Raw genomic sequence first — 20,685 nt, 5'->3', positions numbered from 1 at the left:
GTCCAAACAGGAGAATAACGATATGAAACATACCTATCTCAAGATGGCGCTGCTCAGCACCGCTCTGGTTGCGACCGGCGCGCAGGCACAGGATGCCGCTCTGACCATCGAGAGCTGGCGCAACGATGACCTCGCGCTGTGGCAGGACAAGATCATCCCCGCCTTCGAGGCCAAGCATCCCGGCATCAAGGTCCAGTTCACGCCGACCGCCCCCGCGGATTACAATGCGGTTCTGAACTCCAAGCTCGATGCGGGTTCGGCTGGCGATCTGATCACCTGCCGCCCGTTCGACGCGTCGCTGGCGCTCTATCAGGCCGGGCACCTGACCGACCTGAGCGATCTTGACGCGATGTCGAACTTCTCTGACGTGGCGAAAGCCGCCTGGCAGACCGATGACGGCGCGGCCACCTTCTGCGTGCCGATGGCCTCGGTCATCCACGGATTCATCTACAACAAGGACGCCTTCGCCGAACTGGGCATCGAAGTGCCCGTGACCGAAGAGGAGTTCTTCGCGGCGCTCGAGAAGATCAAGGAAGACGGCAGCTATATCCCGATGGCGATGGGCACCAACGACCAGTGGGAAGCCGCGACCATGGGCTATAACAACATCGGCCCGAACTACTGGAAGGGTGAAGAGGGCCGTCTGGCGCTGATCCGCGGCGAGCAGAAGCTGACCGATCCGCAGTGGGTCGAGCCCTACGCGACGCTGGCCAAATGGGCGCCCTACCTCGGCGACGGCTACGAGGCGCAGACCTATCCCGACAGCCAGAACCTGTTCACGCTTGGCCGCGCGGCGATCTATCCGGCGGGCTCGTGGGAGATTTCGGGCTTCAACGCCCAGGCCGAGTTCGAGATGGGCGCCTTCAAGCCGCCGGTGAAAGCTGCGGGCGATACCTGCTACATCTCGGACCACACTGACGTCGGCATCGGCATGAACGCCGCCAGCGCCAACCCCGAGGCGGCACGCGCCTTCCTGTCGTGGGTCGCCAGCCCCGAGTTCGCCGAGATCTTCGGCAACGCGCTGCCGGGCTTCTTCCCGCTGTCGGATACGCCGGTCGAACTGTCCGATCCGCTTGCGAAGGAATTCGTCGGCTGGCGCAACGACTGCGAACGCAGCATCCGCTCGACCTATCAGATCCTGTCGCGCGGCACCCCGAACCTCGAGAACGATACCTGGGGCGCTTCGGTGGCGGCGATCAAGGGCACCTCGACGCCCGAGGAGCTGGGCGTGAAACTGCAGGCTGGCCTCGACAGCTGGTATAAGCCGCAGAACTGACCCTCCCGTCAGATGATCTACCCGAGCGGAGCCATCCGCTCGGGAACCAAGAACCGGAGGCACACATGACCCGCCCACGTATCCGCTGGCACATCCCAGTGTTCCTGGCGCCCGCCGTCGTCATCTACACCGCCGTCATGATCTTTCCGCTGGTCAACACGCTACGTCTGGCGCTGTTCAGCAAGATCGATCAAGAGCGCGTTTTCGTCGGGCTGGACAACTTCCGCACCCTGTTTTTCGACCCGATCTGGTCCGAGCAGTTCTGGAACGCGCTCGGCAACAACTTCTGGTTCTTCCTGATCCACATGCTGGTGCAAAACCCCATCGGCATCGTGCTGGCAGCGATCCTGAGCCATCCGCGCCTGCGCTTCAGTGCGCTTTACCGCTCGGCTATCTTCGTGCCCACGATCCTGTCCTTCGTCATCGTGGGCTTCGCGTGGAAGCTGATCCTGTCGCCGATCTGGGGTATCGCGCCCTCGATGCTTGATGCGGTCGGGCTGAAATCGCTGTTCGCGCCCTGGCTGGGCAAAGAGGAATATGCGCTGACCACACTGGCGCTGATCTCGGTCTGGCAGTTCGTCGGCATCCCGATGATGCTGATCTACGCGGCGCTTCTGTCCATCCCCGACGAAGTGATCGAGGCGGGCGAGGTGGACGGCATCACCGGAATGGCGGCCTTCTGGAAGATCAAGCTGCCGCTGATCCTGCCATCGATCGGCATCATCTCGATCCTGACCTTCGTGGGCAATTTCAACGCTTTCGACCTGATCTACGCCTCTCAGGGTGCGCTCGCAGGGCCGGATTACTCGACCGATATTCTCGGCACCTTCATGTATCGCACCTTCTTCGGTTTCCAGCTGCAACTCGGCGACCCCCACATGGGTTCGGCCATCGCCAGCGCCATGTTCGCGATCATCCTGGTTGGTGTGTGTCTCTATCTCTACGGCGTCCAGTCCCGGATGCGTCGCTACCAGCTGTGAGGAGCAAGCCAATGAACAAGGCCCGCACGAACCCGCTGAATACCTTCGCGATGCATGGCGCGCTGATCTTCTACACCCTGATCGCGCTGTTCCCGGTCTTCGTGATCCTGATCAACAGCTTCAAGACCCGCAAAGCGATCTTCAAGGAGCCGCTGGCGCTGCCTGACACCGAGAGCTTCTCGTTGATCGGCTATCAGACGGTGCTCAAGCAGGGGGATTTCTTCCTCTACTTCCAGAACTCGATGATCGTCACCGTGGCGTCGCTGTTCCTGATCCTGCTGTTTGGCGCGATGGCGGCCTATGCGCTGTCGGAGTACCGCTTCCGTGGCAGCAAGCTGCTGGGGCTTTACCTTGCGCTTGGCATAATGATCCCGATCCGCATCGGTACCGTGGCAATCCTGGATCTTATGGTCAGTACGGGCCTTGTGAATACCCTCTGGGCGCTGATCCTGGTCTATACCGCGCAGGGCCTTCCACTGGCCGTCTTCATCCTGTCAGAGTTCATGCGCCAGGTGTCGGATGACCTCAAGAACGCCGGGCGTATCGACGGGCTGTCGGAATACACGATCTTCTTCCGGCTTGTGCTGCCGCTTGTGCGTCCGGCGATGGCGACCGTGGCCGTGTTCAACATGATCCCGATCTGGAACGACCTTTGGTTCCCGCTGATCCTGGCGCCGACCGAGGCCACCAAGACGCTCACGCTTGGCTCGCAGGTCTTCATCGGCCAGTTCGTGACCGACTGGAACGCTGTTCTCTCGGCGCTGAGTTTCGCGATCCTGCCGGTGCTGGCTCTCTATGTCATCTTCTCGCGCCAACTGATCCGCGGGATCACCTCGGGGGCAGTGAAATGATTGCCCTCGCCCTGAATGCACGTCGCGCGGCCCCATCCCGCCGCGCCCGGATTGTCTGGCCCATCCGTATCGGCCACCCCGTTTCGCTTGAGGAGCCCACGCCATGACTGCACTGACGCTGACCAATGTGAACAAGTCTTTCGGGGCCGTGCATGTCCTGAAGGACATCAGCCTGACCGTCGAGGATGGTGAATTCGTGGTGTTCGTCGGACCCTCGGGCTGCGGCAAGTCCACGCTGCTGCGCGTGATCGCGGGACTGGAAGACGCCACTTCGGGAGAAATCCGCATCGCCGGCGAGCAGGTCAACCTGACGCCTCCGTCAAAGCGCGGCATCGCGATGGTGTTCCAGTCCTATGCACTTTACCCGCATCTGAGCGTGCGCAAGAACATGTCGCTGGCGCTGCGTCAGGAGGGGCAGCCCAAGGATGTGATCGAACAGCGCGTGGCCAATGCGGCGCGCATGCTCAATCTCGATCCCTATCTGGACAGATACCCGTCCGAGCTTTCCGGCGGCCAGCGTCAGCGTGTGGCAATCGGGCGGGCTATCGTGCGTGAACCCAAGATCTTCCTGTTCGACGAGCCGCTCTCGAACCTCGATGCGGCGCTGCGGATGAACACCCGGATCGAGATCGCCAATCTGCACCGGCAGTTGTCGGCCTCGATGATCTATGTCACCCACGACCAGACCGAGGCGATGACGCTTGCCGACAAGATCGTTGTGCTGCGCGACGGTCGCGTCGAACAGATCGGCAGCCCGATGGAGCTGTACAACAACCCTGCCAACCAGTTCGTCGCGGGGTTCCTGGGATCACCCTCGATGAACTTCTTCCCGGCCGGGCTGGTGAATGAGGGCGATGATCGCACCATGGGCGTGCGTCCCGAGGACCTGTTCCTCTCGGATGACGGGCCTCTGCTGGCTCAGGTCATCCATGTCGAGCATCTGGGGGGCGACACCAACGTGATTGCGAATGTGCAGAGCCATCAGGTCACCGCGCGCCTCTTCGGGCAGCATTCGATCGAAGCGGGGCAATCGCTGCGCCTCGGGTTCAGTGCGCAGAAAACCTTCCACTTCGACGCCGATGGCCTGCCCGCGGCCTGACAGACGGCAGGCAAACAATAATGAGCGGGGCGACGCATACCGTCGCCCCGCAGTTTTTTCAGATATTGCGGCCCATCGCGAAGAACTCGTCATTGGGGCGAAGGTTGCTGACATTTGCCATCCGGTTCGACAGGCCGAAGAAAGCGGCGATGCCGGCGATGTCCCAGATGTCTTCCTTGTCGAAGCCGTGCTCGGCGAGCGTCTCGAAGTCGGCCTCGCCGACCTCATAGGCGGGGCCCGAAACCTTCATCGCGAAGTCGAGCATCTCTTTCTGGCGCGGCGTCAGGTCGGCCTTGCGGTAGTTGATCGCTACCTGATCGGCGATCAGCGGGTTCTTCGCGCGAATGCGCAAGATCGCCCCGTGCGCCACGACGCAATATTGGCACTGGTTGATATTCGATGTCGCCACGACGATCATCTCGCGCTCAGCTTTGCTCAGGTTGCCCGGCTTTTCCATCAGCGCGTCGTGATACGCGAAGAAGGCACGGAACTCGTCGGGCCGGTGCGCAAGGGCAAGGAAGATATTGGGGATGAAGCCGGACTTCTCCTGCACGCCAAGAATGCGCTCGCGCAGATCTTCGGGCATTGCATCAAGTTCGGGAACGGCGAAGCGGCTGATATGTGTTGCGGTCATGAAGAACTCCTGTCTGGGTAATGCGGTTGGTTAGGCAAGCTTGGGGGCGATCGGTACGACGACGCGCCCGCGCTGGCTGCCAGCAATCAGCTTTCCGGCGGTATCGATGACATCGCCAAAGGCGATCTCCTCGGTCAGGCCGGCGAGTTTGCCGGGGTCGAGGTCTTGTGCGAGGCGGCGCCATGCCTCAAGCCGTTCGGCGCGCGGGCACATCACGCTGTCCACGCCCAAAAGCGCCACGCCGCGCAAGATGAAGGGCGCGACGGTCGCGGGCAGAGACATGCCGCCCGCCAGGCCGCAGGCCGCGACGGCGCCGCGATATTTCAGCGATGCGCAGACATTGGCCAGAACCTGACCGCCCGCGACATCCACCGCGCCAGCCCAACGCTCTTTCGCCAGCGGACGACCGGGTTCCGAGTAGTCACCGCGCGGAATAACCTCGGCCGCGCCCAGATCTTGCAGGTAGCTGGCCTCTTCCGGGCGGCCCGTCATTGCCACGACGCGATAGCCAAGCTTGGCCAGTAGCGCGACTGCCACGCTGCCCACGCCGCCCGCGGCGCCGGTAACAAGAATGTCGCCCTGATCGGGGGTGATGCCGTAACGCTCAAGCGCCATGACGCAGAGCATGGCCGTATAGCCCGCCGTGCCGATCGCCATCGCGTCGCGTGCGGTGAAAGGCGCCTGTAGCGGCACCAGCCAATCGCCCTTCACGCGGGCTTTCTCGGCCAGACCGCCCCAGTGGCCTTCGCCCACGCCCCTGCCGTTCAGAACCACCCGGTCGCCCGGCTTGTAATCGGGATGGGCCGAAGCCTCGACCACGCCCGAAAAGTCGATCCCCGGAACCATCGGCCAGCTGCGCACCACGGGCCCCTTACCGGTGATGGCCAGCGCGTCCTTGTAGTTCAGCGTCGAATAGGCGACGCGAACGGTCACATCCCCCTCGGGAAGCTGGCTTTCGTCAACTTCGGCCATGCGGGCCTGGGTGCCGTTCTCATTCTTCTCGAGCAGGATTGCGCGAAACATGGTCGTCCTCCTTTGGGTGATCGGGTCAGCGCAACATGGCCAGAAAGCCTGCCGCGAAGGTGTCAAGCGGTGCGGGCGAGAGTTCGAGCTTGGCGCGCAGAACCGCGCCCTCCCATCCGATCCAGAAAATCTCTGCTAACTGGTCGCAATCGGCCTCGGGGCCGATCTCGCCCGCGGCCTGCGCCGCGTGCAGACAGGAGGCGGTGCGGGCCTGCCAGTCGAGCAAGACATCTGTCAGTTGTCTGCGGAACGACGGGGGCAGGGTGCCCATCTCTTGTCCGAGGTTTCCCACAAGGCAGCCGCGCGTGAAGCCGTGCCGCGCCATGCCCGCTTTCGCATCCTCGACGAAGGCGTGCAGCCGTGCGAGCGGCGTCAATGCGTCGTCCAGAAACCAGCGGTCGAGCTTGGCCGCGAAATACCCGGCATAGGCGTCGATCAGCGCACGGCCGAAAGCCTCCTTGCTGTCGTAATAGGCGTAGAACGATCCCTTGGGCACGCCAGCAAGGCGCAGGATCTCATCGATTCCGACGGCAGAAAAACCTTTCTCGGTCAGCACGACAAGCCCCGCACGGATCAGCGCATTGTGCAGATGCGCCATTTCCTCGGGTGACTTCCGGGGCCGACCGCGATTGCGGGAAAGGGGGGATGAGTTGCTCATTTCTATTTATAGACCGATCGTCTAAAAAATAGCAACGCTTATTTTGCGGCACTGATCTGCCGCGTGTCAGGGAAGCTAGGCGGGGTGTTGCCAGGCCGCGATCAGGGCAAGCCCTTCGGCGCGCGGCAAGACGGCAGCAAGGCCGTTCTCGGCAAGCGAGATGATCGTGACGATCAGATCGTCGGAGAGGGGGAGGACGATGCCCTCGGTGCGCATCGGGCGGATGCGGGGGGCCTTGCGCGGTTTGGAGTGCATCGCGCGGTAGCGCGCGGCGATGTCACGCAGTGCGGGTGCCCATTCCGGCGCGCCCGTCGCCGCTTCCGAGCCGTTAGTCCACGCCAGTTGCGAAAGGGCTTTGGCCTCGATCTGGCGGCAGAGTCGCTCGAAGGGAATATGGCTCGGCTCGATCCCGAGCAGTTGTTCGAGCGTATGGACCGAACAGGCCGCCTCGGGGTGAGAGGGCAGGGCGGTGCGGCGCGTCACCTGCAACGCCATATCCCCGGCCATGCGCGCAAGCTTGGTCAGGCTTTCGGCGAAAAGTTCGACCATCGCCTGCGGGTCTTCGGGGGGCGCAGCGCGGCCAGGCGTGTCGATATCGATCAGGCGCCGGTTCGAGACGGTCAGCCGCGCAACTCGGTGCCCGCTCGCAAGCAGGTCGAGGTGGCGCGGCAGGACGGTCTCGTCGATCTCGCGCAGCAGGAATTGCAGACGCGAATCGGCGGATTGCGGCAGCGACTGACGTTCTGCGGCGAGCGACTCGGGGGCGCTCGACAAGCGGTCGAGCAGGCGGCTCAGCTGATCCTCGGTCGCCACGGTTTTGCCCTGTGTCTTGCGTTTCGAGGCGCTCATTGCGGGTCTGCGAGCTTTTCAGCCGCCTCCCTGGTCAGGCTCAGCGCGGTATGCGCATCGGTCTGCGGCGCGAATACAGCGCCGACAATGTCGTCAGGCGCGTCTGCGCTGCGCGCGAAAACGCGGGTCGCGCGATCGGTGAAGGCCATCACGGCCTGCCCGTACTCCGGCGCCGGGATACCTTCGGGCAGCAGCGCCGGGTCGAGCAGCGCAAAACAGCCTGCCGATTGTTCGGAGAGTTGGTCGAGAACTTCGCGCGGGCAGGGCGACGGCGCGCTCCATTTCAGGATCAGACCAGACGACAAGTCACCGAACGTCGCGAGGCGGCAGCCGGGCGCGTCGTTGAGCAACTGGTCGAGATGGTCCTGGATCTGCATCTCCGTCTTTCCTTGGGCGGGGTCCTTATGTCTCTAGCTTTAGATCAGCCACGTCATCAGGTCGAGGGCGGGCGGTTGTGGTCGTCTTGACGTGAACGCGGCGGGGCACGATTGGCGCGGCAGTCGGAGCTTCGGCGCAAGGCGGTGCCGCCTCCATCGCCGGCGGCAGGGTGGGGCGTTCGGTCGCCGGCTTGGCGCCGACAGGCTGCTGCAACGCGCTGCCCGTCTCCATCAGGATCTCGACGAGGTGTTCAAGGAACTCGGCCGCGCCGCTCGCTTGCCAGGCATCATAATCGTCGCCCGCCTCAAGCGCCTCAAGCAGTGAGACCGGGTAGATCTGGGTGAACAGCCCATCGACCTCGTTGCGCACGCGGTTCAGCACTCGGCTCTTGTCGCGCGGGTTGCGCAGCTTGTCGAACTGGGTGATCAGTAGCAGGTTCTTGCCGCGCGTATAGGGCAGCATCCGGCCCCAGGTCGCCGCTTCGGATTGCCGCCAGGCCTGGGTCGCATGGGTGCACCAGACGACGTGGTCGGCCTTTTCCATCACCGCGTCCCAGATATCGGAAGGCATGTTCGGGTCCGAGATGCCGGGCATGTCAATCAGGTCGCACAGCTCGAGCGTGTCGGCCTCCATTGTCAGGTGGATCCAGCGCGTCTCATCGAGGTTGACCGCGCCCAGTTCGGCGGGGTTGATCTCGGTCCGGGTGCCGTCGCGATGCTCGGCAAAGGCCGAGGGTGCGCCGTAGGTGATATGTACCGGGGGCAGGCGCGTTGCGGTCACGCGCATGGGCAGGGCCTCGCCCTCCAGCAAAATGTTCGACAGGGTGCTCTTGCCCGCGCTGAATTCGCCCATCAGCACAAGGCGCGGTTTGCGGCGTGCGCCGGTCTGGCTCGTGTCGGTCATATCGCTAGCGCCTCTTCGTTGCTGCGCGCCACATGGACCTGAAGCGTTTCGAGCAGGCTGTCGATCACTTCGCGGCGGTCGCGCTCTTCGCCGTTCAGCAGCAGGCTTTGCAGATGCTCCTTGTTGCCGCGACTGCTGCCGATCTCGAACAGCAGGTCATGGCATTGATCGAGCAGCCCCTTCAGCACCGCCTCCATCTGGGCGTTGAAATCCTGTGGCGGGATGGTCTTGAACTGAGCCATGAAATCCGCGGTCTCGGCAGAGATCATCCCGTAGAAACGCTGGGCAAAAGCCTTATAGCCGCGCGTCCGGCGCCACCACGAGACCCACCAGCCGTCATTGAAATCGAGCACGATGGTCTGGGCAAGCATCACCGGCGCGGGCGGATCGGGCGCTTCGGGGATCGAAAGCTGAATGCCCTCGATCGCATTGCCGAAGGACTTGTAGAGCAGTTCCGCAATGTCGATCACCGCCGCCTTGTAGCAGGTGTTCGCGGCGGTTTGCGCGCGAGAGCTATAGACCGAATAGGCCGATTTCAGCAGCACGCGAAGCCCGGTCGGATCGTATTCCCAGACCTCGTGATCGCCGTTGCGCTCCAGATGCTCGATCAGCGAATGGGTCGCGCGCTCGACGAAATTCGCGTGCGCCCGGTCGGCGCGGTCGTGATAGGCGCCGGTCACCGTCGTCAACTGATCTTGCAGGGCTTTGATGTGCCGGGCCGCCAGTTCGTCGAACTCGCCGGCCACCTGGTTGAAGCTGACCGAAGTATCGGCGCTCTCGCCCTCGATACGCACGATATTCGCCGCTTGCAGGCCGCTGGCGATGGTTACGGCGGCGCTGGCGATCTTGCGCAACTTGGGATTGCCGAGGGTCGTGACGATCTGATCGGCAATCGTGCGGTTAAGCTTGGGCAGGCCCGACAGGTGCCAGACCATTTCGGCAGGCGTCAGGTCCAGCTTGGAATCCACCAGCTCGCGCTGTGCCCAGTTCACCAGCGCGTCCGAACTGGCCTTCGACATCTCGTCGAGGCTTTCGGACAGCACCTTGTTGGCCCAGTAGCCGCTGCCAAAGATGATCTCGGCGTCCTGCGGGCCATTGTGCTTGGCCAGCGTGTCGCGGATGCTTTGCTCGATCTCGGGCACTTGCCGGGCGGGGTCGCGCAGCTCGTCGATGCGGTTGACGAAGATCACCACGTCGCGCGAATGCAGGTTCGAGATCAGGCGGATCAGACCCATATCGACGGAAGTCAGCGCCTGATGGGCCGAGAGCACCACGACGCAGATCCGGCTTTCGCGCACGGCATTGATGGTGACCTGCTCGCGCATCAGGAAGGTGTCGTTCACGCCGGGCGTGTCGCGCAGGCACATCTGCATCGGCATGGTCTGGCAATGCAGGTAGAGGTCCGCCGCGCGGGTGATATCGGCGAAGCGGCCCTGATGCTCTTCTTCCTCGGGCGCGTCTTCATCCAGAAAGTCGTCGCCAAGGCAGATGTAGCGTTCCAGCAGGTTCTTGTCGAAATAGCCGTATTCGTGCTCCTGCCCCAGCAGCAGCTCGAACTTCTTGCCCAGGCGGCGGCGGGATTTCTCGCGCAGCGCCTCGATCTGTTCGCGGATCTTTGCCAGTTCGCCCTCGGCATCGGCGCGCTGCGCCAACTCACCCAGACGACCGCCCTTGTTGAGCAGGCGATCCCACTCGTCTTCCTTCATCAACTGGAAGCGGGCGCCCACCTCCTTGCGGTGCGCGCCGGGCAGCAGGTGCAGCGAGGTGACGACCGAGGTCCAGGGGTTCACGTCGGCGGGCAGCAGATCGGACCAGCCGGCGAGCGCGTTGACCAGCGTGGTTTTGCCCGCTTTGACCTGTCCGAGGAAGGTGATTGCCGGTTCGAACTCGGCCAGTTCGTGGCGCAGACGCGCAACAGACCGGGCCGCCGCGTCGCCCGCGACATGTTCGAGCGTCTCCAGAGTCGCCTCGACCTCTTTCACGCGCGCGGCGAAATCGGCCAGCGGCTCCAGCCCGGCGTTCAGGCATTCGCGCGGCGCAATCGACGTGAGTCGGTCACCCGTTGTGATCTGGGGCACTATCGTCATGCCTCACCTGTCTTGGCGGTTTCCTGGGTCTTCGGAATGAACTTGAGCATGGCATTCATGAAAAATACTTTTCTGACTTCCCCGCATTCTTGACTCGGAATGTGGTCAAAGCTTGACGTGGCTGTGTCAGGCGGCGGTATTGGCGCATTTCATCGCGCCCGCCGTTCGGACATCTCCTTCTTCATCTGCACCAGCACCGTCAGTGCATCCGCTGCCGCGTTTTCAGAGCGTTCGAGCCGGAGCAGCATCAGCATCTGCTCTCCCTCGATAGCGTCCTCACGGAAGGCCTCGATCTCTTCCGAGCGGTCATCGGAGGACGACAGCAGCGTGACCAGCTCTTCCGCAGCCTGCGAACACCGCTCGAGAATCGCGTCGCTTGACGCGCCTGCGGTGGCCTCGGGGGTCTCGATCAGTTCCTGTGCGCAGCCCTGCAGCAGCGCCAGAGCGCGGTCGATGACGCGGGCAGGCTCGGGCTTCGGATCGTGCTGGGTGGCGCGGCGGACGGCATCGGCAATATCGACACGGGGCTTCGGCGGGGCGGCCGGGCGCTCGGGCGCGGCTTGCGCATTGGGCGCGGGTGCGGCCTCTGCCTTGGGAGCGGGTTCCGGCTTAGGCTCATCAAGCGCGACCTTGTAGCGGTCGAGCAGGATGTGAACGTGGTCCAGATCGGCCGAGCGGGCCACGTCGATCTGTTGCTGGATGCCGTCGAACAGGGCTTTGCCGCCGCTCGCCGACCAGAGCTTTTCATTGGTCTGCTCGGCGGCCTCGCGCGCGGCGATCGCCTGCCGGGTGGCAACCGGGTAGAGCCGCAGGAACTCCTCGGCGACGACAGGCTGCAGCGCGGCAATCCGGCCGCCAAGCTCCCCGCGCATGTGCAGCCTGTCCGCCATGGTCAGCGCAAGGAAGCTATGGTCCTTGAGATGATCGGGAACTCCGGCCCAGGCTGCGCGCTCAAGATCGTTGAACTGCTGAGTGCACCAGATCGCGATATCGGTGCGCTTGGCCATCCACTCAAGCAGGGCGGGCCTGTCCGCCCCCCCCTCGCTCAGCGTCAGTTCCAGAAAGCGGCGCTTGCGCAGCCGCGGGTCGGGCAGTTCCTGGCGGATGCGGAAAGTACCTGCGGGGATATGCGCGGGATCAACCAGCCCGTCCTTGGCGCGCACGCTTCCATCGGGCAATTCGAACAGCGCGCGCGGAGCCGGGCCATACCACAACTCTAGCGCTGCCACACGGCCCAGATCGGGCATCAGTTGCTCGCCCAGAAGCATGTTTACAAGGCTGGATTTGCCCGATCCGGGGTGGCCGATCACGGCTATCCGGGTCGGGCTGTTCAGATGCGTCAGAAGGCGCTGACCGATCGATTGCCCTTCGGGGGGAAGAGCGCCCCGGTCCAGCGCCCGCTGCAGCTGAGTTGCGATCTGTTCGAGCGGTGCCATGGCCTTCAGCCCTCGTATGCCGCCGTTGCGCTGAAGGCGACCCGCTTCTCGGGGCGATGCACCCGAAGCAGGACGGTCTTGCGCAGGGTCGACCAACGCGAAGAGCGGTGGTCAGGCGGCGGGTTGCGCGGTGGCATCGCCGCCTTGGCCTGCTTGCTGATCTTGAGCACACAGATCGAGACATTGTCCTGATCGGGGTCGTCCAGATCGAGGATCTCCTGCATCAGCCGCGCGTTGATCTCGGCGCTGGTGCTGTCCCGGTGCTCATGCACGAGTTTGGCGATTTGCGCCTCATCGAGGAACTGGAGCCCGTCGCTGGCAGCGATGACGATATCGCCGTCCTGCAACTCGACCGGAACGTCGCGGCAGTCAATCTCGGGGATGCTCTCGCCGATCAGAACCGAGGTCAGGCAGAACCGGTCGGGGTTCTGGTCGGCCTCAAAGCGCGTCAACTCGCCGGTGGCCACCATCATCTCCATCTGGCGGGCCATCGAATGTTCCTGGTTGAGGCGGAACATGCGGTTGCCGCGCAGCAGGTACAGCGGCGAATCGCCCACCGAAATCCAGTAGAGCCGGTTGCTGACGATGATCGGCGCGACAACCGTCGCCCCCATGCCGTAGAGGTCGGGGCGCATGGTCGTGTAGCGGGCGACCAGATCGTTTGCACGCTCCAGCGCATCGCGCAGGATCGGGCCGATGTTGCTTTCAAGATGTGTAGGGTCGGCTGAGTGCGCGCGCAGATGGTCGCACAACTCGGCCACGACGATCTGGCTGGCCAGCTCGCCCGCGGCATAGCCGCCCATACCGTCGGCAAGGACGATGAACCCTAGCCCCGAGCCATCGGGGAAGTTCGTCGCGACCGCATCTTCCTGCTGGTCGCGTTGTCCCTGTGCCAGCGCGGTGGCGGCATCATAATGAAACTCGAACTCATCCAGCATGTTTCACATCATTTTGCGAGGCTGCATCCCAGGAGAAATCCTCTCCGCACAGTGCGACGAAGCGCAGGGTCGTCTCGCCCAGCCGGACCTGATCGCCCGAGCGGATCTGCTCGGTACTCAGCAGCGGCTTGTTGTTGAGGCGCACAAGGTTCGCCTTGCCGCTCTGGCCGATGTAGAAGGCGTTCTGCTCGGAATCGTAGGCCACCGCGGCGTGGTTCTCGCGCGAGATGGCGCTGTCGCCGAAGTTCAGTGCGATCGCCTGATCCTCACCGCGGCCGATCTTGGCGACGCCATCATAGAGCGGGAAGGAGGCGCCGCGACCAGGGCCCGACACAACGACCATCCAGCCCACCGGGAAGTTGGTATCGGCCGGGGCTGCGGCTTTCTCGAAGGGGCTCGCCGGGGCAAGGCCGCCGGGGTTGAAGCCCAGAAGGCGCGTCTTGACCCGGCCCGAACGACCGGAGCCACGCCCGACCGAAGGGGTCGGGACCTCAAGGCCGAGATCCGCCGCCGGGGCTGCGCCGCCGACATGAATGAAGGGCAGACCGCTCAGATCGAGCGAGTCATCGGTCTCGACCGCGGGGGCCGTGGGCTTGGCAAGATCGAGCGCAGCAATCGCCCGCGCGGTCTCGTCCATCGGCTCCGGGGCGGCGATGAACGGCTCTTCGGCCTCGGTTGCATAGGCTTCGTCGCGCAGGCTGGTCCAGAGCTTGCGGCGTTCGAAGGGCTCGACCGTTTCCTCCTCCGGCATCCCGGCTTCGACCATTTCCTCGACCTCATCCAGAGCGTCCTCGAAAGGCTCCTCGGCGAAGGCGTCAAGTGCGGCCTCATCGGCCAGCGTCTCGTCATCCAGCGCTTCGTCTTCCAACGCGTCGAACTCGGGTGCGGGCAATTCGTAGCCGTCTTCATCCTCGGCAAAGGCGGCGTCCTCGAGATCCTGCTCGAACTCCTCGTCGATCTCTTCTTCCAGCGCGGCGTCTTCGGCGAAAGCCTCCTCGCCGTCCAGCTCCTCGTCGAGTGGCGCGAAGTCCTCGGCGACCGCGTCCTGCGGGGTCAGTGCCAGCACGTCGGGGGCTTCGGTCGGGAGGATCTCGACCGGTTCGGGTACAACCGAGGTTTCCTCGTCCCAGACTGCCGGCGGAATTGAAACGTCCGACTGCTTGCCGCTACGCTTTTCAGAAATAAGATCGCGAATGAATTTCATAACAGGGGCTCCGTGTTTTCGGAATCAGGCCGCGCGCGAGGCGGGGTTGCGGGCGAGACAGCGCATGAGCAGGCCGACGATGACCGATTTTCCTTCATAGCCGGTCCCGCCCTTGCCGCGCGCGGCGCTGTCGTGGTGTCTGTCGTGCATGTTGCCCCGGTGCTCATCAGCCCGCAGGTCGTCGCTTTGTTCCTCATGCCAGGCCGAGAGGTCGTCGATCGGGTTCCCAAGGATATCGACCCACTGCTTGCTCGGCAGATCCGAAAGCTCGCTGTGCTCCGGCTCCTGGCGTGCCTCCAGCGTGGGACCAGCCGGCTGCTTGGCCGCCTTCGAGGGCAGCGTCATGTTGGTCTCCTGCACCAGCATCGACACGGCGGCATCCAGCTTGGTGTCGAACACAACCGGCTTGGGGCGGGCAGGGCGCACCTTGGGCGTTTCTTCCAGCGCCTTGAGCCATTGCTTGGTGTTGAGGAAGCGGTTCTCGCGCAGCACCTCAAGTGAGCGGTCGATGGTGGCCAGCAGGTTGTAGCCGATATCCCAATCGCCATCCGCAAGCGGCACATAGGGGTCGGTCATGCCCGAGGACACCGCCGACAGGCGTTGCTGGCAGTTGGGCGGAACGATCCCGGTGATCAGGTGGTAGAAGGTCGCTCCGAGCGAATAAAGATCGCTCGAAAAGTCGTGCATGTTGCTGGCCAGATAGAATTCGTGCGGCGAATAGCCGTCTTTTACCGCGACCAGCGTGGTCACCATCGGCGCGCCGCCGGTGGGCTGATGCTCGCGCGCGGCGCCGAAGTCGATCAGCGTGATCTCGTCCTGGTCGTTGACGCGGATGTTGTCGGGGGCGATGTCGCGGTGCAAGAGCCCGTGCGAATGGATGTATTGCACTGCCTCCAGCGTCTGCATCAGCGCCGATTCCAGGAAGCGGGGCGACAGGCGCTCGGGGTTTTCCTCCAGCACGGTGATCAGATCGGTGCCCTCGACGTAATCAAGGGCCATATAGGCGCTGTTGTTTTCCTCGAAGACCTGGTGGATGGCGACGATATGGGGATGGCGCAGTTTGGCCATCCGGCGCGCCTCGCGCAGGAACTGGCGCTTGAGCGACTGGAACTGCTTGTCGGCCTGCTCGGAGTTCGCGTGAACCTCATTGCCCTCGCGCTTGCAGTAACCCGCGGGGAAGCATTCCTTGATGACCACCTGACGCTCAAGGCTGTCGCGCGCGACATAGGTGATGCCGAACCCGCCCTGCTGGAGGTGGTTCAACAGCTGATACTGCCCATTCAGAAGCTGAGTGCCGACAGGCAACTCAACGTGGATTTCACTCGGGACTGCAACCATCTGGTTCATCATTTTTTCCGGTCAGGGGTCGAGAGGGGGCGGATGGAATACACAACAAGCGAGAATGATACGATTCCATCGTCCTCCCGAATTGTGATCAGATCATGGCAAGGCTGGGACCAGCAGATGGCGGTGTGCCGATTTTCCCGGGCGCACGCTGCGGTTGATCCGTGCCGTGGCGCGGTGCGCGCTAATGTCCCGCCGCGTAAGGGCGGAAATGGCTTTGCCTTGCGCGCGGGTGGGTGCAGGATTGCCTCAGAGGGTGCGCTGATCGGCCCCAAAGGGCTGTCCTGCCGCATCGGGAGGAGGAAGCCATGGTGAAGAAATCGCGTTATCTGGCGTGGTTCGAAGAGATCGCACGCACCGATGTCGGCGTCGTCGGCGGCAAGAATGCCTCGCTGGGGGAGATGGTGCGCGCGATGGATGCGCAGGGCATCAAAGTGCCCCCCGGATTTGCCACCACGGCTGATGCCTATCGCAGCTATCTGACCGAAAACGGGCTTGATGAGGGGCTAGGCGCACGGCTGGCCGAACTGGCCGACGGGCGCGCGAGCCTGCAGCAGACCGGCGCCAGCATTCGCGCGGCGATTGTGGGCGGCACCTGGCCCGCGGCGATCCGAGATGAGATCGTAGCGGCCTATCGCGCGCTCGGCGCGCGCGTCGGGCGCGACGATCCGGCGGTGGCCGTGCGCTCCAGCGCGACCGCCGAAGACCTGCCCGACGCGAGTTTCGCGGGCCAGCAGGAAACCTTCCTGAACGTGCGCGGCGAGGCTGCGCTGCTCGCCGCGTGCCGCAAATGTTACGCGTCGCTCTTCACCGACCGCGCGATTTCCTATCGTCAGCTCAAGGGGTTCGAGCATCAGAAGGTTGCGCTTTCCATCGGCATCCAGCTGATGGTGCGCTCGGATATCGGCGGCTCGGGGGTGATGTTCAGCATCGACACCGAGTCGGGCTTCGACAAGGTCGTGCTGATCAACGCGGCCTGGGGGCTTGGGGAAAACGTGGTGCAGGGCACCGTCAACCCCGATGAGTACCAGGTCTACAAACCCTTCCTCGACAACCCCGCCCTTAGCCCGATCCTTGAAAAATCTCTGGGCGAGAAGGAGCGCAAGCTGGTCTATGCCGGAGAGGCGGGCGGCTCGACGCGCAACGTGCCCACCTCGAAGGCAGAACGCGAGACCTTTGTGCTGAGCGATGCCGAGATCCTCGCCCTTGCGCGGCAGGCCTGCGCGATCGAGCGGCACTATGGCCAGCCCATGGACATGGAATGGGCCCGCGATGGCGAGAGCGGCGAGCTGTATATCGTGCAGGCGCGCCCCGAAACCGTTCAGTCTCGCGCCGATGTGGGGGCACTGCGCTCCTACAAGATCAAGGACAAGGGCGCGAAGCTGCTGACCGGCCTGAGCGTGGGCGACGCGATCGCCGCAGGCGAGGTCTGCATGATCGAGAGCGCCGCCGATATCGACCGTTTCGTCGATGGCGCGGTGCTGGTGACCTCGACCACCGATCCCGACTGGGTGCCGGTGATGAAACGCGCCCGCGCCATCATCACCGACCACGGCGGGCGCACCAGCCATGCCGCCATTGTCAGCCGCGAACTTGGGCTGCCCGCCATCGTCGGCACCGGCAACGCGACGCATCTGCTGCATGACGGGCAAGAGGTCACCGTTTCATGCGCCGAGGGCGATCATGGCTTCGTCTATGCCGGGATCGCGGAATATGAGGTTGAGGAGCTGCATCTGGACGCCGTGCCCAAGACCCGCACCGAGGTCATGCTGAACCTCGCCAACCCGGCGGCGGCGGCGCGCTGGTGGCGGCTACCGGCCGATGGGGTCGGCCTCGCGCGGATGGAATTCGTGATCTCGAACGTCGTCAAGGTGCACCCGCTGGCACTGACGCGCTTCGATCAGTTGACCGACCCCGAGGCGCGCGATCAGATTGCGCGGATGACGCGGGGCTATCCCGACAAGGCCGACTACTTCGTGGACAAGCTGGCGATGGGCCTCTCGCGCATTGCGGCGACCTGGTATCCGCACCCGGCCATCGTGCGGATGAGCGACTTCAAGACCAACGAATATGCCGATCTTCTGGGCGGGCGCCAGTTCGAGCCCGCCGAGGAAAACCCGATGATCGGCTTTCGCGGGGCCTCGCGCTACTACGCTGACGCCTATCGCGACGGGTTCGCGCTGGAATGCCGTGCGATCAAGCGGCTGCGCGAGGAGATGGGCTTTGACAATGTCGTCGTGATGATCCCCTTCTGCCGGTCGCCCGAAGAGGCCGACCGGGTGCTTGAGGTCATGGCCGCCAACGGGCTGACACGCGGCGAGGCCGGATTGCAGGTCTATGTGATGTGCGAGATCCCGTCGAACGTGATCCTGGCCGACGAATTCGCCAAGCGCTTCGACGGCTTCTCGATTGGGTCGAACGACCTGACGCAGCTGACCCTTGGGGTGGACCGCGACTCGGCGCAACTGGCGGGCCTGTTCCGCGAGCGCGACCCGGCGGTGCTGTGGATGATCGAGACGGTGATCGCCCGCGCCCGCGCCAACGGGCGGCATATTGGCCTCTGCGGTCAGGCGCCAAGCAACGATCCCGAGTTTGCGCGCCTTCTGGTCAAGGCCGGGATTCACGCGATCTCGGTCACGCCCGACAGCTTCCTTGCGGTCAAGCAGCACGTTGCGGCGGCAGAGAGGGAGGGTAGTTAGGGCTGCGCAAGCCCCGCGCTGAGGCAGGCTTTGTCGAGTGCCAGTTCGACCCGGAATTCGCCGCTGCGCGACATGCGAAAATACTCGCCCGCGTTCTTGCCCGCGCCCTCGGTCAAGAGGGTGAAGCTGTTGAAATAATAGCTTCGCCCGGCGAACTGGACCGAGCGGACCAGCAGATCCGTGTCGCCGGTCTGCCCGTCGCCCTCCCATTCGTCATTGAGGAAATAGACCCCGATCTGGCGTGGGCAGGGCGGAGCGCTTACCGGCAGGCGGAACGTCATCAGGGCGCGGTCGATCTCGTCCTGCCGCGCGTCGCGTTCCGCGTTGCTTGGGGCGTCGGTCACCTCGATCACGGCGACATGCGCGCCATCAAGGGTGATCCAGGCGCGCGGTGCGCTTTGATACCGGGTGCCGCTGACCTCCAGGACGATCTCATCGGCGCGCGCCGGCGCACGTGGCGCCACCGCGCCCGCCGACAAAAGCCGGTCGGTGTAGGCGTTCTGCGCCGCGATGGCATCGCCCAGTTTGTCGCGCGCTGCGGCGGCCAGTGCCGGGTTGTCCGGAGCAAGGTTGTGCTGTTCGTCGGGGTCGGCCTGCAGATCGAATAGTTGCTCTTCCCCGGTGTTGCCGTTGAAGATGTATTTGCGGTCGCCCTCGCGGTAGCCGACCTGGAACCCGTTCCAGGGCGCGTAGAAGAACACCCCGTCTTGCCGTTCCTGTGCGAAGACCGAGCGGCCCTGCCAGCTTGCGGGGGCGACGATGCCAAGCAGGTCGGTGATCGTCGGCGCCACATCCATCATTCCCACCAGCAGATCGCTGCGCTGCCCCGAGAATAGCTGCGGGTTGATCAGGGCGAGGGGGATACGGATGTTTTCCTCATGCACCGCCGCAGCATGGACATAGGTGCCGTGCTCGCCAAAGGCCTCGCCGTGATCGCCTAGAACGATGACGAGCGTCTGCGCGCTCAGCTCCGAGCGGTCGAGGTAATCCATCAGCGTGCCGAAGGCCTGATCGCCGACGCGCAGCGCGTTGAGATAGTCGTTATGCGTCTGATCCTCGACATAAGCCTGCGGTTCGGCGCCGGGGAAATAGGGGTAATGTGTCATCCCGGTCCGCATCGCCAGAAAGAAGGGCTGGTCGGGCTCCTGCGCGATCCAGCGCTCGACCTCGCGGACGGTGCACAGATCGTTCGAGGTTGTCAGGAAGCGGTCGGTAACGCTTTCGACCTCGTAGATGCCGCCCGCGCAGTCCCAGTCGCGATAGTCGCGCACGACGCTGAAGCCTTCGGCGTTCAGGAAGGTCTCGGCATCCTGAAACCGGGTGTCGGCGGATTCGAAATAGGCGGTTCGCAGCCCCGCTGCGCCCAGGACCTCGGGCAGGGTGGTCAGGTCAAGGCCGGGGCGGCTGGCCGTCATCAGATCGGTGGAAAGCTCGGGGATAAGCGCGCCGAAGGCCGAGACGAGGAAGTAATTCGAGGCGGGGACATGCGCGTAGGCCCGGTCGAAGGCCAGCGCCTGGTCGAGGCTTGCGGCGAGGTTCGGCGTGACGGGGTGGGTTCCTTCCCAGCCCTGCGCCTGGCGGGCGGGCACGGATTCCAGCGCGAAAAGGATCACGTTGCGCAGCGGCTTTTCGGGGATCGGCGGGCGCGCGAGCGGTGTGGCGGGGCCGAAGGGCATCTGGGTGCGCAGCGTTCCGGCACCCAGCTCGGACAGGCCGACAAGCCCGCCGTCATCGCCAAAAGACCCCAGAAAGGCGATCACCGGATTGACCAGCCGCCCCCGCGAGACCGGCGCGGGCCCGTCGCTCAGCGCCAGCCCCCAGATCGTGATCAACGCATAGGCCGCCATGAGAGCCCCTGCAATCGCGCGCTTGCCGGGATGGCGCGACAGGATGCGCGCTCCGCCCAGCAGGACGGTCAGGGCCGCCAGTGCCAGCAGCGCCTCGCGCAGCCCAAACAGCCTGCGCAGCGCATTGGGAACGGTGCCCGCGCGTTCGATGTCCGAAAACGCGAGCCAGTCGGCGGTCACCGGAGAGCCGAGCATGCGTACCGCCACGATATTGATCAGCGACCAGAGCATCACGGTGCTGGCAAGGAAGGTGAACAGACGGGTGGCCCGTGCCGCGTTGCGCCCGCGCGGCAGTGAGCGCAGCGCCGACAGAGTCGCGAAGGTCAGCAGCAATGTCAGCCCCAGATCCTGCCAGAGGCCGCGGGCCATCAGGCCAAGCGCCTCGGGCAGAGTGGAATTCGCCATCGGGACGGCCAGAATCGTTGCCCGCGCGCCAATCAGGATCAAACCCAGCAATGCGCCGCACCACAGCACGAAGG

General features: G+C 64.2%; 17 protein-coding genes. 5 read left to right on the top strand and 12 right to left on the bottom strand.

Annotation, left to right across the window (positions count from 1 at the left end; translation table 11 throughout):
* Positions 1 to 22: 22 nt before the first annotated feature.
* The 4 genes from KTQ37_RS09615 (at position 23) to KTQ37_RS09600 (ending at position 4,206) form a co-directional block, all read left to right on the top strand.
* Entirely contained in the window at positions 23 to 1,276 is a 1,254-nt protein-coding gene (locus KTQ37_RS09615) for an ABC transporter substrate-binding protein (protein WP_218630302.1), read from the top strand.
* Positions 1,277 to 1,341: 65 nt separating this feature from the next.
* Complete coding sequence (locus tag KTQ37_RS09610; RefSeq protein ID WP_218630301.1) at positions 1,342 to 2,256, top strand: carbohydrate ABC transporter permease; 915 nt, start codon at positions 1,342 to 1,344, stop codon at positions 2,254 to 2,256.
* Between the two features lie 11 nt (positions 2,257 to 2,267).
* Positions 2,268 to 3,107, top strand: a complete 840-nt coding sequence (locus KTQ37_RS09605; RefSeq protein ID WP_218630300.1) for a carbohydrate ABC transporter permease — start codon at positions 2,268 to 2,270, stop codon at positions 3,105 to 3,107.
* Positions 3,108 to 3,210: 103 nt separating this feature from the next.
* The gene (locus tag KTQ37_RS09600) at positions 3,211 to 4,206 is read left to right on the top strand and encodes an ABC transporter ATP-binding protein (protein ID WP_218630299.1); all 996 of its coding nucleotides are present in this window, start codon (positions 3,211 to 3,213) and stop codon (positions 4,204 to 4,206) included.
* Between the two features lie 58 nt (positions 4,207 to 4,264).
* Here the strand turns inward: KTQ37_RS09600 and KTQ37_RS09595 are convergent, their stop codons facing one another.
* From KTQ37_RS09595 to KTQ37_RS09545, 11 genes are all read right to left on the bottom strand, one after another.
* A complete protein-coding gene (locus tag KTQ37_RS09595; protein WP_218630298.1) occupies positions 4,265 to 4,840 on the bottom strand; it encodes a peroxidase-related enzyme in 576 nt (191 codons plus the stop codon).
* 30 nt (positions 4,841 to 4,870) lie between these two features.
* Complete coding sequence (acuI, locus tag KTQ37_RS09590; protein ID WP_218630297.1) at positions 4,871 to 5,863, bottom strand: acrylyl-CoA reductase (NADPH); 993 nt, start codon at positions 5,861 to 5,863, stop codon at positions 4,871 to 4,873.
* Between the two features lie 25 nt (positions 5,864 to 5,888).
* On the bottom strand, positions 5,889 to 6,521 hold the full coding sequence (gene acuR / locus KTQ37_RS09585; RefSeq protein ID WP_218630296.1) for an acrylate utilization transcriptional regulator AcuR: 633 nt from the start codon (positions 6,519 to 6,521) through the stop codon (positions 5,889 to 5,891).
* 75 nt (positions 6,522 to 6,596) lie between these two features.
* Positions 6,597 to 7,370 (bottom strand): hypothetical protein, encoded by a 774-nt coding sequence (locus KTQ37_RS09580; protein ID WP_218630295.1) that lies wholly within the window; start codon positions 7,368 to 7,370, stop codon positions 6,597 to 6,599.
* The gene (locus KTQ37_RS09575) at positions 7,367 to 7,747 is read right to left on the bottom strand and encodes a hypothetical protein (RefSeq protein ID WP_218630294.1); all 381 of its coding nucleotides are present in this window, start codon (positions 7,745 to 7,747) and stop codon (positions 7,367 to 7,369) included. The genes KTQ37_RS09580 and KTQ37_RS09575 overlap by 4 nt, the downstream gene beginning before the upstream one ends.
* Before the next feature lie 25 nt (positions 7,748 to 7,772).
* Complete coding sequence (locus KTQ37_RS09570) at positions 7,773 to 8,651, bottom strand: dynamin family protein (RefSeq protein WP_218630293.1); 879 nt, start codon at positions 8,649 to 8,651, stop codon at positions 7,773 to 7,775.
* Positions 8,648 to 10,738, bottom strand: a complete 2,091-nt coding sequence (locus KTQ37_RS09565; RefSeq protein WP_218630292.1) for a dynamin family protein — start codon at positions 10,736 to 10,738, stop codon at positions 8,648 to 8,650. Before KTQ37_RS09565 ends, KTQ37_RS09570 begins: the two co-directional genes overlap by 4 nt.
* A 149-nt stretch (positions 10,739 to 10,887) precedes the next feature.
* Complete coding sequence (locus tag KTQ37_RS09560) at positions 10,888 to 12,174, bottom strand: P-loop NTPase family protein (protein WP_218630291.1); 1,287 nt, start codon at positions 12,172 to 12,174, stop codon at positions 10,888 to 10,890.
* Positions 12,175 to 12,179: 5 nt separating this feature from the next.
* The gene (locus KTQ37_RS09555) at positions 12,180 to 13,112 is read right to left on the bottom strand and encodes a PP2C family protein-serine/threonine phosphatase (protein ID WP_218630290.1); all 933 of its coding nucleotides are present in this window, start codon (positions 13,110 to 13,112) and stop codon (positions 12,180 to 12,182) included.
* Positions 13,102 to 14,316, bottom strand: coding sequence for an FHA domain-containing protein (locus KTQ37_RS16755; RefSeq protein WP_236021161.1), 1,215 nt, complete (start codon positions 14,314 to 14,316; stop codon positions 13,102 to 13,104). The genes KTQ37_RS09555 and KTQ37_RS16755 overlap by 11 nt, the downstream gene beginning before the upstream one ends.
* A 24-nt stretch (positions 14,317 to 14,340) precedes the next feature.
* Positions 14,341 to 15,663, bottom strand: a complete 1,323-nt coding sequence (locus tag KTQ37_RS09545) for a serine/threonine-protein kinase (protein WP_218630289.1) — start codon at positions 15,661 to 15,663, stop codon at positions 14,341 to 14,343.
* A 305-nt stretch (positions 15,664 to 15,968) separates the two neighbouring features.
* On the opposite strand from KTQ37_RS09545, the gene ppsA reads away from it, so the two are divergent.
* Positions 15,969 to 18,359 (top strand): phosphoenolpyruvate synthase, encoded by a 2,391-nt coding sequence (ppsA, locus tag KTQ37_RS09540; RefSeq protein ID WP_218630288.1) that lies wholly within the window; start codon positions 15,969 to 15,971, stop codon positions 18,357 to 18,359.
* Here ppsA and KTQ37_RS09535 read toward each other — a convergent pair.
* Entirely contained in the window at positions 18,356 to 20,611 is a 2,256-nt protein-coding gene (locus KTQ37_RS09535; RefSeq protein WP_218630287.1) for a sulfatase-like hydrolase/transferase, read from the bottom strand. The genes ppsA and KTQ37_RS09535 overlap by 4 nt on opposite strands.
* Positions 20,612 to 20,685 lie beyond the last annotated feature (74 nt).

The sequence above is a fragment of the Sedimentimonas flavescens genome (assembly GCF_019264375.1).
Taxonomy (GTDB): Bacteria; Pseudomonadota; Alphaproteobacteria; order Rhodobacterales; family Rhodobacteraceae; genus Rhodobacter; species Rhodobacter flavescens.
The sequence above is the reverse complement of the archived record's forward strand: the minus strand, read 5'-3'. Positions and strand labels throughout refer to the sequence as shown.